This is a genomic window from Rhodobacter sp. NTK016B (genome assembly GCF_017303295.1).
Taxonomy (GTDB): Bacteria; Pseudomonadota; Alphaproteobacteria; order Rhodobacterales; family Rhodobacteraceae; genus Pararhodobacter.
Window position 1 is genome coordinate 106,526 of sequence record NZ_JAFKOK010000006.1, and the last position, 14,669, is coordinate 121,194.

General features: G+C 64.1%; 13 protein-coding genes. 6 read left to right on the plus strand and 7 right to left on the minus strand.

The features are described 5' to 3' along the window. Positions 1-49: 49 nt before the first annotated feature. Entirely contained in the window at positions 50-1,348 is a 1,299-nt protein-coding gene (gene hslU / locus JI664_RS09555) for an ATP-dependent protease ATPase subunit HslU (protein WP_207013513.1), read from the plus strand. Between the two features lie 100 nt (positions 1,349-1,448). Here hslU and JI664_RS09560 read toward each other — a convergent pair whose 3' ends face one another. Both JI664_RS09560 and JI664_RS09565 read right to left on the minus strand, forming a co-directional pair. After that, positions 1,449-1,889 (minus strand): acyl-CoA thioesterase, encoded by a 441-nt coding sequence (locus tag JI664_RS09560; RefSeq protein WP_207013514.1) that lies wholly within the window; start codon positions 1,887-1,889, stop codon positions 1,449-1,451. After that, positions 1,882-2,646 (minus strand): hypothetical protein, encoded by a 765-nt coding sequence (locus JI664_RS09565; protein WP_207013515.1) that lies wholly within the window; start codon positions 2,644-2,646, stop codon positions 1,882-1,884. Before JI664_RS09565 ends, JI664_RS09560 begins: the two co-directional genes overlap by 8 nt. Positions 2,647-2,780: 134 nt before the next feature. On the opposite strand from JI664_RS09565, the gene JI664_RS09570 reads away from it, so the two are divergent. Further along, positions 2,781-4,013, plus strand: coding sequence for an argininosuccinate synthase (locus JI664_RS09570; RefSeq protein WP_207013516.1), 1,233 nt, complete (start codon positions 2,781-2,783; stop codon positions 4,011-4,013). Positions 4,014-4,194: 181 nt separating this feature from the next. Here the strand turns inward: JI664_RS09570 and JI664_RS09575 are convergent, their stop codons facing one another. From JI664_RS09575 to JI664_RS09585, 3 genes are all read right to left on the minus strand, one after another. After that, positions 4,195-4,332: a hypothetical protein gene (locus tag JI664_RS09575; protein WP_207013517.1), complete on the minus strand. Its 138-nt coding sequence runs from the start codon at positions 4,330-4,332 to the stop codon at positions 4,195-4,197. A 97-nt stretch (positions 4,333-4,429) separates the two neighbouring features. After that, positions 4,430-5,305 carry a ribokinase gene (locus JI664_RS09580; protein WP_207013518.1) on the minus strand — a complete coding sequence of 292 codons (876 nt, stop codon included), beginning with the start codon at positions 5,303-5,305 and terminating at the stop codon, positions 4,430-4,432. Continuing rightward, positions 5,302-7,572 (minus strand): NADP-dependent malic enzyme, encoded by a 2,271-nt coding sequence (locus JI664_RS09585; RefSeq protein ID WP_207013519.1) that lies wholly within the window; start codon positions 7,570-7,572, stop codon positions 5,302-5,304. The genes JI664_RS09580 and JI664_RS09585 overlap by 4 nt, the downstream gene beginning before the upstream one ends. Positions 7,573-7,740: 168 nt before the next feature. Here JI664_RS09585 and mutS point away from each other — a divergent pair, with 168 nt between their 5' ends. Continuing rightward, positions 7,741-10,395 carry a DNA mismatch repair protein MutS gene (gene mutS / locus JI664_RS09590; RefSeq protein ID WP_207013520.1) on the plus strand — a complete coding sequence of 885 codons (2,655 nt, stop codon included), beginning with the start codon at positions 7,741-7,743 and terminating at the stop codon, positions 10,393-10,395. 74 nt (positions 10,396-10,469) lie between these two features. On the opposite strand, the gene JI664_RS09595 is transcribed toward mutS, so the two are convergent. Next, complete coding sequence (locus tag JI664_RS09595) at positions 10,470-11,030, minus strand: nucleotide exchange factor GrpE (protein WP_207013521.1); 561 nt, start codon at positions 11,028-11,030, stop codon at positions 10,470-10,472. 12 nt (positions 11,031-11,042) lie between these two features. After that, a complete protein-coding gene (gene hrcA, locus JI664_RS09600; RefSeq protein WP_207013522.1) occupies positions 11,043-12,110 on the minus strand; it encodes a heat-inducible transcriptional repressor HrcA in 1,068 nt (355 codons plus the stop codon). Positions 12,111-12,205: 95 nt separating this feature from the next. Between hrcA and rph the strand changes: the two genes are divergently transcribed. The 3 genes from rph to hemW are packed head-to-tail and all read left to right on the plus strand — an operon-like array spanning position 12,206 to position 14,669. Continuing rightward, positions 12,206-12,916, plus strand: a complete 711-nt coding sequence (gene rph / locus JI664_RS09605; RefSeq protein ID WP_207013523.1) for a ribonuclease PH — start codon at positions 12,206-12,208, stop codon at positions 12,914-12,916. Then, positions 12,913-13,509, plus strand: coding sequence for an RdgB/HAM1 family non-canonical purine NTP pyrophosphatase (gene rdgB, locus JI664_RS09610; RefSeq protein WP_349768707.1), 597 nt, complete (start codon positions 12,913-12,915; stop codon positions 13,507-13,509). The genes rph and rdgB overlap by 4 nt, the downstream gene beginning before the upstream one ends. After that, the gene (gene hemW, locus JI664_RS09615; protein WP_349768708.1) at positions 13,506-14,669 is read left to right on the plus strand and encodes a radical SAM family heme chaperone HemW; all 1,164 of its coding nucleotides are present in this window, start codon (positions 13,506-13,508) and stop codon (positions 14,667-14,669) included. The genes rdgB and hemW overlap by 4 nt, the downstream gene beginning before the upstream one ends.

The following is a 14,669-nucleotide window of genomic DNA, read 5'->3' on the forward strand; positions in this document are numbered from 1 at the left end:
GCCATCCGGGCGGTGAGCGCCCAAGTGGGAGACGCACGAAGGAGTTCCCATGACCGACCTGACCCCCCGCGAAATCGTCAGCGAGCTGGATCGCTTCATCATCGGCCAGGCCGACGCCAAACGCGCCGTAGCCGTGGCCCTGCGCAATCGCTGGCGGCGCAAGCAGCTGGGCGCGGATCTGCGCGACGAGGTCTATCCCAAGAACATCCTGATGATCGGCCCGACCGGCGTCGGCAAGACCGAGATCAGCCGCCGTCTGGCAAAGCTGGCCAAGGCGCCGTTCCTGAAGGTCGAGGCGACGAAATTCACCGAAGTCGGCTATGTCGGGCGCGACGTGGAGCAGATCATCCGCGATCTGGTCGACAGCGCGATGGTGATGACCCGCGAAGCGATGCGGGGCGAAGTGGCCTCGCGCGCTCAACAGAACGCCGAGGAACGCGTGCTGGACGCGATCGCCGGCAAAGAGGCGCGCTCGGGCACGCGGGACCTGTTTCGCAAAAAGCTGCGCGCAGGCGAGCTGGACGATACGGTGATTGAGCTGGAAGTCTCGGACGCGCCGCCCGCGATGCCGATGCTGGAGCTTCCGGGCATGCAGGCGCAAGGGATGAATCTAGGCGATATCTTCGGCAAGGCCTTTGGCCAGCGCACGGTCAAGAAGCGCATGACGGTCGAGGAAAGCCACGAGATCCTACTGAGCGAAGAAGCCGACAAACTGCTGGACGAGGAAACCGTGAAAGCCGCCGCGCTGGAAGCGGTCGAGCAGAACGGCATCGTCTTCCTCGACGAGATCGACAAGGTCTGCGCCCGCGCCGAAACGCGCGGCGCCGATGTCAGCCGCGAGGGCGTGCAACGCGACCTGCTGCCGCTGATCGAGGGCACGACGGTTTCGACCAAGCACGGCGCCGTCAAGACCGACCATATCCTGTTCATCGCCTCGGGCGCGTTCCACGTCGCCAAGCCTTCGGATCTGCTGCCCGAACTTCAGGGCCGCCTGCCGATCCGGGTCGAACTGCGCGCGTTGAGCGAAGACGATTTCGTCCGCATCCTGACCGAGACCGACAATGCCCTCACCCGCCAGTACACGGCCCTGATGCAGACCGAGGCCGTAGGGATCGAGTTCACCGAGGACGGCATCCGCGCGCTGGCGAAGATCGCCGCCGAGGTCAATCAGAGTGTCGAGAATATCGGCGCGCGCCGACTCTACACGGTGATGGAACGGGTCTTCGAAGAGCTGAGCTTCCTTGCCCCCGACAAGGGCGGCGAAACGGTCACGGTAGACGCCGATTATGTCGAGGCGAATATCGGCGAATTGTCGCGCTCGGCAGATCTGAGCCGCTACGTGCTTTGATCCCGGCAGCAGGGGGGCGCTGCCCCCCTCGGCCTGCGGCCTCACCCCCCGGGATATTTCTGGATTAAAGATGGGGCGGCCGGCGAGGCGGCCCCTTTTGTCAATCCGCGATCAGGTGCGGGGTCAGGCGCGTGCGCACGGCCTCGGGCATGGGGGCGGATTTTCGCGTCTTGGGGTCGAAAAAAACTTCGGTCAGGTCATAGGTCGCGTGCAACGCGCCGGTTTCGGCATGGATCATCCGCAGGTGGAAGGTCATCGACTTGCCGCCCAGCCGGCGCGCGGCGCCGTCGATGATGAAACTGTCACCCGCCTTGAGTTCCTGAATGAAATTGGTTTCGGCCTTGGCCGAGACGATATGCACGCCGTGTTCCTCCATCATCCACGAGATCGGGATGTTCAGCGTGGTGTAGAGGAAGAACGAGGCGTCGTCGAAGAACGGCGCGTAGTGGCGCACATTCATGTGGCCGAAAATGTCGTGGTGCCACGGATGAACGACCCCGCGCAGAAGTTCGGGGCGTCCGGATTGGCGCAGGTCAGGCATTCAGGTCTCGCTTCTCGATGTAATGGCCGTAGAGGGTGGTCATGATACTGACCCCGACGAGCATCACCAGCCATTGCACCACAGCCATGCATAACAGGCCGAGCGGCACGCTGATCTGGCCAAGGAGCGTGCCCGGAACCTGAACCAGCCAGCTGGCCAGTACCGAAATCAGGGTCAGCCCGAAGATTGCGCCGCCGCCGGTCGATGTCTGGAACCATGCCTCGCGCAGGGTGAGGCGGTTGCCGATGGCCGCCGCGGGCAGGATCGGGGCAAGCCGGTAGAAGACGTAACCCGCAGGCAGGAAGACCACGAGGAACCCGATCAGCACCACCAGCATTCCCGGCGAGGCCGATGTCGCGCCCATCATCGGCGCCAGGATCAGGCCGCTGACCGCCATGAAGGGTATGAACACCGCAGCCAGAACAAGCCCGAGAATGACCCCGGCCTTCACGTAGCGCCAGATCGCCGCGCCGTGCCATGGCGGCAGGAAGGCACCGGGCGTTTCCTCGATCAGGATGTAGCGATGCCATGCGACCGCGACCCAAAGGCCGGTGACGAACCGTGCGAGCGACAGAAACAGCGTCGCGGGCGAGGGCATCATCTGTTGTCCCGGAACGGAGGACAGGATCATTTCGCGTCCGACGCTGACGTTGAGCGCAACCATGACCACCAGCGCCACCGCGCCAAGGCGCAGCGCAGCGCCGGCATTGCCCAGCACCATTCGCAGTGCGTGAGTGAAGATCGCAATGGCTTTCATCGGGTCCTGCCTGACGCATGGGTGTCTCGGTACGAGTGTTTCGCTGCCGCCGCCCTCTGTCAATCGCGGCGAGGTGTTGCGCAGCAAGGGTAAAGGGGATAGTCGAAGCCCGTTCCACTCCATGGGAGATGCTCATGTCCGCGCCCAAGAAAGTCGTGCTGGCCTATTCCGGCGGTCTCGATACCTCGATCATCCTGAAATGGCTGCAGACCGAATACGGCTGCGAAGTGATCACCTATACGGCCGATCTGGGCCAGGGTGAGGAACTGGAGCCCGCGCGTGCCAAGGCGCTGATGCTGGGCATCAAGGAAGAGAACATTCACATCCTCGACGTGCGCGAGGAATTCGTGAAGGATTTCGTCTTCCCGATGTTCCGTGCCAACGCGCTGTATGAGGGGCTCTATCTGCTGGGCACCTCGATCGCGCGACCGCTGATCTCGAAACATCTGGTGGAAATCGCCCACAAACACGGCGCCGATGCCATCGCCCATGGGGCGACCGGCAAAGGCAACGATCAGGTGCGGTTCGAATTGTCGGCGCTGGCGCTAGACCCGTCGATCCGGGTGATCGCGCCGTGGCGGGAATGGGACCTGACCTCGCGGACCCGTCTGCTGGAATTCGCCGAACAGAACCAGATCCCGATTGCCAAGAACAAGCGCGGCGAAGCGCCGTTCTCGGTCGATGCGAACCTGCTGCATACCTCGTCCGAGGGCACGGTTCTGGAAGATCCGGGTGTCGAGGCGCCCGATTACGTGGCGCAGCGCATCGTTCAGGTCGAGGACGCGCCGGATCAGCCGGAATTCATCGAGGTCGCTTTCGAGCAGGGCGACGCGGTGGCGATCAATGGCGAGGCCATGTCGCCCGCCACGATCCTGACCAAGCTGAACGAATACGGTGCCAAGCATGGTATCGGCATGCTGGACTTCGTGGAAAACCGCTTCGTCGGCATGAAATCGCGCGGCGTTTACGAAACGCCGGGTGGTACGATCCTGCTGGAAGCGCATCGCGGTATCGAGCAGATCACGCTCGATTCGGGCGCTGGCCACCTGAAGGATTCGATCATGCCGCGCTATGCCGAGCTGATCTATAACGGCTTCTGGTTCTCGCCCGAGCGCGAGGCGCTGCAGGCGCTGATCGACAAGACGCAGGAATACGTCACCGGCACGGTCAAGCTGAAGCTCTACAAGGGCGTGGCGCGGACCGTGGCGCGCTGGTCGGATTACTCGCTGTATTCCGAGAAGCACGTGACATTCGAAGAAGATGCGGGCGCCTACGACCAGAAGGACGCCGCCGGCTTCATCCACCTGAACGCGCTGCGCCTGAAACTGATCGCGACGCGGAATGCGCGGGTTGCTGAAAAGGGCTAAGCCTCTATAAAGATTGCTTTAATCGGGCCGTCCTGTTGGGCGGCCCGTTTTGCTTTCCCGGATTTGGATTGCATCGCTGCATAAACGAAACGGGCCGCGAAGATCGCGGCCCGTTTGCGTTCGGACGCATTGTCCGGTGTCGCATCGCCTGGGGGAGGAGCTGCGCGACGGGTCAGAGCATTCAGAGGAAAAGCGCGAAGATACCCACCCACATCGCCCCGCCAAGAACCATGGCCAGTGCGATACCGGCACCGGCAGGGAGCGAGGCACCCGGCTTCGTGGCTGCCACATGAAGCGCGGTATTGGTCTGAGCGGTCATGATCACCTTCCGGCTGAATGGGAACAGGTTGAACTCGACTCCTAAACCAACCCTTAACAAAGGCGAAAAAAAGGCAGGGATGCGGTGATTGTATGTGTCAGGCCCTGTCGATCAAGGCCTGAACCTCGGATTTCAGGGGCATCGCCGGGGCTGCGCCGGGGCGTGTGACCTGCAACGCTGCAGCAGCAGAGGCATAGCGCAGGGCGTCAGGGGCACTCGCCCCCTGGTCGAGCGCAGCGGCGAGAGAGCCTGCGAAACAATCGCCCGCGCCGGTTGTATCGACGGGCGTGACCTTGAAAGCCGGGATGAAAAGCGGCTCGGCGCCCTGGCTCACCCATTCCGCGCCCTTGGCGCCATGGGTGACGATAACCGCCTCGACCGGCTGGGCATCGAGCGGAATACCCGTGGCCTCGGTCAGGGCGCGCGCCTCGCCTGCATTGACCAGCAAATGCGTGACATGGGGCAAAACGGCGCTGAGCGGCTCCAACGCGAAGGGAGCGGCGGAATAGAACACCTTCATCCCGCGCGCCCGGGCGGCTTTCGCGGCCTCGACCTGATGCGAGGTTTCGTTCTGCAACAGCAGGATGTCGCCCGGCTGCGCCGCCGTGAGCGTCGCGTCGATCAACGCCGGATCCTGCGCGAGATTGGCGCCGGAATAGATGATGATCTGGTTCTCGCCCGCGTCATCGACCGCAACGATCGCGTGGCCGGTGGGCTGGGCGACAGTGGCGATGCAATCCATCGCCACGCCATGCTCCACCAGCGCCCCGGCGATCCAGGCATCCCCCTGCCCCACCGCACCGATATGCACGACCTTCGCCCCAGCCCTGAGCGCCGCGATGCTCTGGTTCACGCCCTTGCCGCCCAGCCCCGGCTGATAGCCGGTGGCCGACAGCGTCTCACCCGCCAACGGTAGGGCCTTCAGGCGATAGACGTGGTCGATATTGATCGAGCCGAGGCAATAGACACTCATCGCGACGCGATCCCCACGCGGCAGGCCGCCATCACCGCCATGTTCATGATGTCGTTGACGGTGGCGTTGGTGGGCAGGATCTGGATCGGCTTGGGCACCCCCGTCAGGATCGGACCGATCACCGTGGCGCCCGCCATCTCCTGCATCAGCTTGACCGAGATCGAGGCCGAGTGCCGCGCGGGCACGACAAGGATATTCGCGGGCTTCGTCAGCCGTGAGAACGGGTAATGCGTGGCGGCCTGCGGGTTAAGGGCCACGTCGACGGTCATCTCGCCCTCGTATTCGAAATCGACGCCGCGCGCTTCCAGCACATCGGGGGCCAGATGCATCTTCTGCGCGCGCTCGGAAATCGGATAACCGAAGGTCGAGAAGCTGACAAAGGCCACGCGCGGCTCAAGCCCCAGCGTGCGCGCCACCGACGCGGCGCGAATGGCGATATCGGCAAGATCGTCTTCTTCGGGCCATTCATGCACCAGCGTGTCGGCGATCAGCACGATCTTGCCCTTGTGCAGCAAGGCCGAGACCCCGACCGCGCCGTCCTGTGCGCGGGCATCGAAGACGTGGTTGATCATGTCCATCACAAGTGCCGACTTGCGCGTGGCCCCGGTCACCAGCCCGTCGCCATGCCCATGCTGCAGCATCAGCGCCGAAAAGATATGCCGGTCGCGGGTGGTCATGCGGTGCACGTCGCGCTGGTCGAAACCCTTGCGCTGCAGGCGGCCGTAGAGGAATTCCTTGTAGGTCTCGAGATGGCGGGTGTTGGCGGCGTTCACCACCTGCAGCTCGCGCACCGCGTCGCCCAGACCGGCCGCTTCGAGCCGGCGCTTCACATCGTCGTCCTGCCCCACGACCAGCGATTTGCCCAGACCGGCGCGCTGATAGGCCACGGCGGCGCGCAGCACGCGCTCGTCATCGCCCTCGGCAAAGATCATGCGGCTCTGGCTCTGGCGCGCGCGGGCGAACAGGCTTTGCTGGATCGAAGCGGTCGGGTCCATCCGGCGCTGCAGGTTCTGCGTATAGGCGTCCATGTCGATGATCGGCCGCCGCGCGACGCCGGTATCCATCCCGGCTTTCGCCACGGCGGGCGGGATCGTGTAGATCAGCCGCGGGTCGAAGGGCGTGGGAATGATGTAGTCCCGTCCGAAAGACAGCTTGCGGCCATAGGCCATGGCGACCTCGTCGGGCACGTCTTCGCGCGCCAGCGCGGCGAGGGCCTGCGCGCAGGCGATCTTCATTTCGTCGTTGATCGCGCGGGCGTGGATGTCCAGAGCGCCCCGGAACAGATAGGGGAAGCCCAGCACGTTGTTGACCTGATTGGGGTAATCCGAGCGCCCGGTCGCCACGATCGCGTCGGGGCGCACGGCGTGGGCTTCTTCGGGGGTGATTTCCGGATCAGGGTTGGCCATGGCGAAAATGACCGGGTTTTCGGCCATGCTGGCCACCATTTCGGGCGTGACAGCGCCCTTGGCCGACACACCAAGGAACACGTCGGCATCGACCATCGCCTCTTCCAGCGTGCGCGCTTCAGTTTCGACCGCATGGGCCGATTTCCACTGGTTCATGCCCTCGGTGCGGCCCTGATAGATCACGCCCTTGGTGTCGCACATGAGGCAGTTTTCGTGCTTGGCGCCCATCGATTTGATAAGCTCAAGACAGGCGATGCCGGCGGCGCCGGCGCCGTTCAGCACGACCTTGCAGTCTTCGATCTTCTTGCCGCTGATCTCGAGCGCGTTGATGAGACCCGCCGCGCAGATCACCGCCGTGCCGTGCTGGTCATCGTGGAACACCGGGATGTCGCACAGCTCTTTCAGACGGCTTTCGATGATGAAGCATTCGGGCGCCTTGATATCTTCAAGGTTGATGCCGCCGAAAGTGGGCGACATCAGGTGCACGGCCTTGATGATCTCGTCGGCATCCTCGGTCGCAAGCTCGATATCGATGGCGTTGACATCGGCGAAGCGCTTGAACAGCACCGCCTTGCCTTCCATCACCGGTTTCGAGGCCAGCGCCCCCAGATTGCCGAGGCCAAGGATCGCCGTGCCGTTCGACACCACGGCCACCATGTTGCCCTTGGTGGTGTAATCATAGGCGAGCCCAGGATCCTGCGCGATCGCTTCCACGGGAACCGCGACACCGGGCGAATAGGCCAGCGACAGGTCGCGCTGGGTCGCCATCGGCTTCGAGGCGGTGATCTCGTATTTGCCGGGCGTGGGCTCGAAGTGATAGCGAAGCGCCTCGTCGGGCGTGATACGGGACTTGCGGGACATGGGGCCTCCTCCGGGGAACTGTTTTTCCTTAGCGCCCAAGCGCGCGTGGAACAACGCGGGATTTGGCCGGCGAACGCCCTGCCGATGCCCCGGCGCGGCACGGGGATCGCCCTTTCGCCCGGAATCCGGCTGCATTACAGTCGCGTACGGATGCAAACCGGGGGCGGAATGAGCCAGCAAGTCACGCCGATGATGGCGCAGTTCCTTGAGATCAAGGAGCAAAATCCAGATGCGCTGTTGTTCTATCGCATGGGCGATTTCTACGAGATGTTCTTCGACGACGCGGTCGCGGCGGCGGCGGCGCTGGATATCTCGCTGACCAAGCGCGGCCAGCATCTGGGCGAAGATATCCCGATGTGCGGCGTGCCGGTCCATGCGGCCGAAGGCTATCTGCTGACGCTGATCCGCAAGGGCTTCCGCGTGGCCATCGCCGAACAGATGGAAGACCCGGCCGAGGCCAAGAAGCGCGGCTCGAAATCGGTGGTCAAGCGCGACGTGGTGCGGCTGGTCACGCCCGGCACGCTGACCGAAGACGCGCTGCTGGAGCCCCGGCGGCACAATTACCTTGCCGCGTGGGGCGACATTCGCGGCGAGGCGGCGCTGGCCTGGGCGGATATTTCCACCGGCGAGTTGCGGGTGATGCCCTGCCCGCGCGTGCGGCTGGCGCCCGAACTGGCGCGGCTGGGCGCGCGGGAACTGATCGTGGCCGAGGATCACGCCGCAAGCCTGCGCGAACTGGCCGACGACATGGCCCTGACGCTGGCCGAACGCGGGCGCGCGTCCTTCGACAGCGCCGCCGGTACGAAGCGGCTTTGTGCGCTGTTCGGGGTGCAGACGCTGGACGGGTTTGGCACCTTCACGCGCGAAGAGGTTTCGGCGCTCGGGGCGTTGGTCGATTACCTCGACCTGACGCAAAAAGGCCGGATGCCGCTGATGCGCCCGCCGGTAAAGGAAAGCGCGGGCGCGGCGATGCAGATCGACGGGCCGACGCGGCGGAACCTTGAACTGACATCGTCGCTTCAGGGCGGGCGTGACGGGTCGCTTCTGAGCGCGATCGATACCAGCGTCACGGCGGGCGGTGCGCGCCTGCTCGAGCGGCGCATTTCCGCGCCGTCCTGCGATCTGGGCGTAATCCGGGCGCGGCTGGCGGCGGTGGATTTGCTGGTCGGCGACGACCTGTTACGCGGCGATCTGCGCGCCTGTCTGAAGGCGGTGCCCGATATCGACCGCGCGCTGTCGCGGCTGGCGCTGGAACGCGGCGGGCCGCGCGATCTGGCGATGATCCGCGGCGGGCTGGCACAGGCGGGCGCTCTGGCCGCCATGCTGCCTCAGGACGGCCCTGACGTGCTCTCGGCGGCCCGGGATGCCCTGTCCGGACATGAGGCGCTGGCGGGGCTGCTGGAGCGCTCTCTGGTGGCGGAGCCGCCGCTTCTGGCCCGCGATGGGGGCTTCATCGCCTCGGGCGTGGACGAAGAGCTGGACGCGGCGCGCGAGCTGCGCGACGAAGGGCGCGGCGTGATTGCCCGGATGCAGGCCGAGTACATCAAGGAAACCGGCATCAACTCGCTGAAGATCAAGCACAACAACGTGCTTGGCTACTTCATCGAGACGACCGCGACCCATGCCGAGAAGATGCTGTCCGCCCCTTTGAACGAGGTGTTCAAGCATCGGCAGACCACGGCCAATCAGGTCCGGTTCACCACCGTGCCGCTGTCCGAGATGGAAACCAAGATCCTGAACGCGGGCGCGCGGGCGCTGGATATCGAGCGGCGGATCTTCGAAGAGCTGCGCGCGGCGATCCTCGAGCGCGCCGCCGACGTGCATGGCGCCGCCCGCGCGCTGGCCGAGATCGATGTCACGGCGGGCTTCGCCGAGCTGGCGCGGCTGCGCGACTGGACGCGGCCGCAGGTCGATGACAGCCGCGATTTCGAGGTCGAGGCCGGGCGGCACCCGGTGGTCGAGGCGGCGTTGGCAAAGAATGGCCAGCCCTTTGTCGCCAACGATCTTGCGCTGGACCCCAAGGAGAGCGACGCGGCGGCGATTTGGCTGGTTACGGGGCCGAACATGGCCGGTAAATCGACCTTCCTGCGCCAGAACGCACTGATCGCTATCCTCGCGCAGGCGGGCGGCTATGTGCCGGCGCGCTCGGCGCGGATCGGACTGGTCGATCAGGTCTTCAGCCGCGTCGGCGCCTCAGATGATCTGGCGCGCGGGCGCTCGACCTTCATGGTCGAGATGGTCGAGACGGCGGCGATCGTCAATCAGGCGGGCAAGCGCGCCTTCGTGATCCTTGACGAGATCGGGCGCGGCACCGCGACTTATGACGGCCTGTCCATCGCCTGGGCAGTGCTGGAACATCTGCACGCGGTCAATGGCTGCCGCGCGCTGTTTGCCACGCATTACCACGAGATGGTGGCGATGGCCGAGCGGTTGGACGGGATCGAGAATGCCACCGTCAGCGTCCGCGAATGGGAGGGCGAGGTCGTTTTCCTGCACGAGGTGATCAAGGGCGCAGCGGACCGGTCCTATGGCGTGCAGGTGGCGCGGCTGGCGGGTCTGCCGGACGCGGTGATCGTGCGGGCGCGCGAAGTTCTGGAAATGCTGGAAGCGGGCGATCAGGGGCAGAAAGGCGCGAAGGCGCTGATCGACGAGCTGCCGCTCTTTGCCGCAGCGTCGCCCCCGGCCCCTGTCCGGGCCGCCAAGCCCAAAGCATCTGTGGTGGAGGAAAAGCTGCGCAGCGTTCATCCGGATTCGATGACGCCGCGCGAGGCCCTGACGATGCTGTACGAGCTGCGGGACCTGCTGGGCGACGACAAGGGCTAAGGCGCGCTACGGTGCCTTGCCGCCCTTGCCGGGAGCGGTGCGTGCAAAGCACGCACCCTACAGCCTCGCGCGTCTTAGCCCGGGGTCGAGGACACGCCGACCTGGGCCGGGCGCAGCAAGTGATCGTTCAGCCGGAAGCCTTCCGACACGACCTGGATGATCTGGCCCGCCTTGGTGCCGGGCACCGGGGCTTCGAACATCGCTTCGTGGAAATGCGGATCGAAGGTCTCGCCGACTTCGGGCGCGACGCGCTCGATCCCGTGGCGGGCATAGATGTTCATCAGGTCACGCAGCGTCAGGTCCAGCCCTTCGGCCAGCCCTTTCTGCTGCTCGCGCAGGCTGTCATCCATCAGGGACAGCGCCCGGTTCAGGTTGTCGAAAACCGACAGCATGTCGCGCGCCAGTTTCTGACCGCCATAGATCGCCGCCTCGCGCCGGTCCTTCTCGGCCCGCTTGCGGGTGTTTTCCAGATCCGCCAGCGCGCGCATCAGCCGGTCGCGCATCTCGTTGCGCTCGGCCTCCATCTTCGCCTGCGCCGCTTCCAGCGCGGCGACGGGATCGAGCTGTTCCTCGGGGGTCGCGAGGTCTTCGGTTTCGACGGGTTCTTCAGCCGGGTTCTGCTGCGGGTCAGCCATTGGGTCCTCGTGTCAATCGGAACCCAGCTCGGTCAGCATCTTGCCGACGAGCTGAGCGGTATAATCCACGATCGGGACGATGCGGCCATAGTTGAGCCGGGTCGGGCCGATGACCCCGACCGCACCGACGATCTTGCTGTCGGCGTTCATATATGGAGAAACCACCAAAGTGGAACCCGTCAGCGAAAAGAGTTTGTTCTCGGCACCGATGAAAATGCGCACACCGTCGCCTTGTTCGGTATGTTCGAGCACTTCGGCGATGTCGCGTTTACGCTCGAGGTCGTCGAACAGCTCGCGGATGCGCTGAAGGCTGTCGGTATCGGTTTGTTCCAGCAGGTTGGCGCGGCCGCTGACGATGAGACGCTCATGGCGCTCGCCCTCGTTTTCCCAAAGCGCCATGCCACGTTCGATCAGGTCTGAGGCGAGCGAGTCGATTTCCTGCCGCCGTGCCCGGATCTCGGTCCGCATGCGACCGCGCAGCTCGCTGAGGGTCAGGCCCGAGGCGAGCGCATTGATGAAATTCACCGCCTCGCGGATTGCCGACGGGACAAGGCCCGGCGGCGTGGCGAAAACGCGGTTTTCGACATGGCCGTCATCGAAAACCAGCACCACCAGCGCGCGGTCATTCGAGATCGGCACGAATTCGATATGCTTGATCGGCGCCTCGTGCTTGGGGGCCAGAACCAGCGAAGCCCCGCGCGTGACGCCCGACAGCGCCCGTCCCACCCTGTCCAAAAGCGCGGTCACGTCACGTTCGTTGGAATGCCGTGTGGCTTCGAGCCGTTCGCGATCGGCGCTGGTGACGGGGTCGATTTCGAGCAGCGCATCCACGAAAAGGCGCAGCCCCTGTTGCGTGGGCACGCGCCCGGCCGAAACATGCGGGCTTTCCAGAAGCCCCATATATTCGAGATCCTGCATCACGTTGCGGATCGTGGCGGGCGAGAGCTTCTCGCTGAAATCGCGGGTCAGCGTGCGCGAGCCGACCGGCGCACCGGTCTGCAGGTAGCTGTCGACGACGCGGCGAAAGACCTCGCGGGCGCGGTCATTCATGTCGTGAAAGGCCTTGTTCTCTGCGCTCATCGCTCCTCGGGCCGTGGCTGCGCACGGCGTCATTCAGGTTGCAACCCCGGGCGCGCGGGATGTATCTGGAGTCACATCGACAAGAGGATCCGGACATGCGCCCTTCGGGAAGAAATCTAGATGAAATGCGAGTGGTTTCAATCGAAACCGGAGTGATGCGGCATGCGGAAGGGTCTTGTCTGATCAAGATGGGCAATACCCATGTCCTGTGCACGGCCTCGGTCGAAGATCGCACGCCGCCTTTCCTGAAGAATACCGGGTTGGGCTGGGTCACCGCCGAATACGGTATGCTGCCGCGCGCCACCAACAAGCGCAACCGGCGCGAAGCCGCGACCGGCAAGCAAGGCGGGCGCACGATCGAGATCCAGCGCCTGATCGGGCGGTCGCTGCGCGCGGGCATTGACCGCTCGGCGATGGGTGAGCGGCAGATCACCGTCGATTGCGACGTGATCCAGGCCGATGGCGGGACGCGTTGCGCCTCGATCACCGGCGGCTGGGTGGCGCTGGAAATGGCGATCCGCACCCTGATGAAGACGGGGGCCATCGCGACCAATCCGATCATCGGCAATGTCGCAGCAGTATCCTGCGGGCTTTATGCCGGGCAGCCGGTTCTGGATCTCGATTACGACGAAGACAGCGCGGCCGGCGTTGACGGAAACTTCATCCTTCTGGATGACGGTCGTATGATCGAAGTACAGATGTCGGGCGAAGGCACGGTCTTCTCGCGGGACGATATGGACAACATGTTGGCGCTGGCGTCGAAAGGCGTGGGTGAGCTGGTCGCGGCGCAAAAGGCCGCATTGTGACCCTGCGCGGCGAAACCCTGCTATTCGCGACCCACAATGCGGGCAAAGTCGAAGAGCTGCGGCAATTGCTGGCGCCGCATGGCGTGTCGATCATCTCTGCAGCCGAGAAGGGCCTGCCTGAACCGGAAGAAACCGAGACGACCTTTGTCGGTAATGCCCGGATCAAGGCGCATGCAGCGGCAAAGGCCACTGGGTTGCCGGCATTGGCCGACGATTCCGGGCTGTGTGTCGACGCTCTCGATGGTGCGCCTGGCGTCTATACGGCGGATTGGGCGGAAGGGCCCGGCGGGCGCGATTTCATGCGAGCGATGACGCGGACCCACACGGAATTGCAGGGCAAGGACACGCCGTGGCACGCCGAATTTCGCTGCACGCTGGTGATGGCGTGGCCCGATGGGCGCGACGAGGTATTCGAAGGGTCGGTGCCCGGGCATCTGGTCTGGCCAGTTCGGGGGGCTCTGGGCCATGGATATGACCCTATGTTCGTGCCGGAAGGTCACGAACGGACCTTTGCCGAGATGACGGCGACAGAAAAGAACACGCTGTCGCATCGGGCCCGCGCGCTGTCTGCGTTTCTCGAGCGTTTCACGTGAAACACTCCATCGCCGAAGATTGGCGGAACGGCGGGTTCGCATTGTATGTGCACTGGCCGTTCTGCACGGCGAAATGCCCCTATTGCGACTTCAACAGCCACGTCGTTTCGCGCATCTCGCACGCAGATTGGCGCGAGGCCTATCTGCGCGAAATTGACCGCTGGGCGGAGATAACAAGCGGTCGGGTGCTGACATCGATCTTTTTCGGCGGCGGCACGCCGTCATTGATGCAACCAGAAACGGTCGCTGCGGTCATCAATGCAGCGAAATCCAGCTGGCACGCGTCGAACAACCTTGAAGTGACGTTGGAAGCGAATCCGACATCGGTCGATTTTGAGCGTTTTCAGGGATTTTCCGATGCCGGGGTGAACCGGCTATCCTTGGGCGTACAGGCGTTGAACGACGCCGATCTGGCGAAGCTGGGCCGATTGCACAGCGTCGAAGAGGCGATGAAGGCCTGGGAGATCGCCAATTCCGTTTTCTCGCGCACGAGTCTTGACCTGATCTATGCCCGCCAGCATCAAACGGCAGAGGATTGGGACCGTGAACTGGCCACCGCTCTGGCGCTTAAACCCAGCCATATGTCGCTGTACCAGCTAACCATCGAGCCCGGGACCGCCTTTGGAGACCGTCACGCGCGCGGGCGGCTAGGCGGGCTGCCATCCGAAGATTTGGGCGCGGACCTGTGGCAAATCACACAGGATCAATGCAACGCGGCGGGATTGACGGCCTACGAAGTGTCAAACCACGCTTTCAAGGGTCTGGAATCACAGCATAATTTGGTCTATTGGCGTTACGGTGACTATGTCGGTATCGGCCCGGGCGCGCATGGTCGGGTTACGACGCAGCAGGGTCGGATCGCATCCGTTGCCGCGCGTCAGCCCGGTGACTGGCTTTCCAAAGTCAATAGGCAGGTCAGCGCGGATGAAATCAGCGTTCTGACAATCGACGAGCAGGCCGATGAACTGCTCTTAATGGGATTGCGGCTTTCCGAAGGTATCGACCTGGAGCGCTATACAGCACTGAGAGGCTCCACCCTGCGCGCGCAAACCTTGTCGGAATTGTCTGATATGGGCCTGATCTGGCGCGATGGAACGCGAATGGGCGCCACAGAGACCGGGCGCCCCTTGCTGAATTCACTGCTCAGAGAGCTTTTGTAG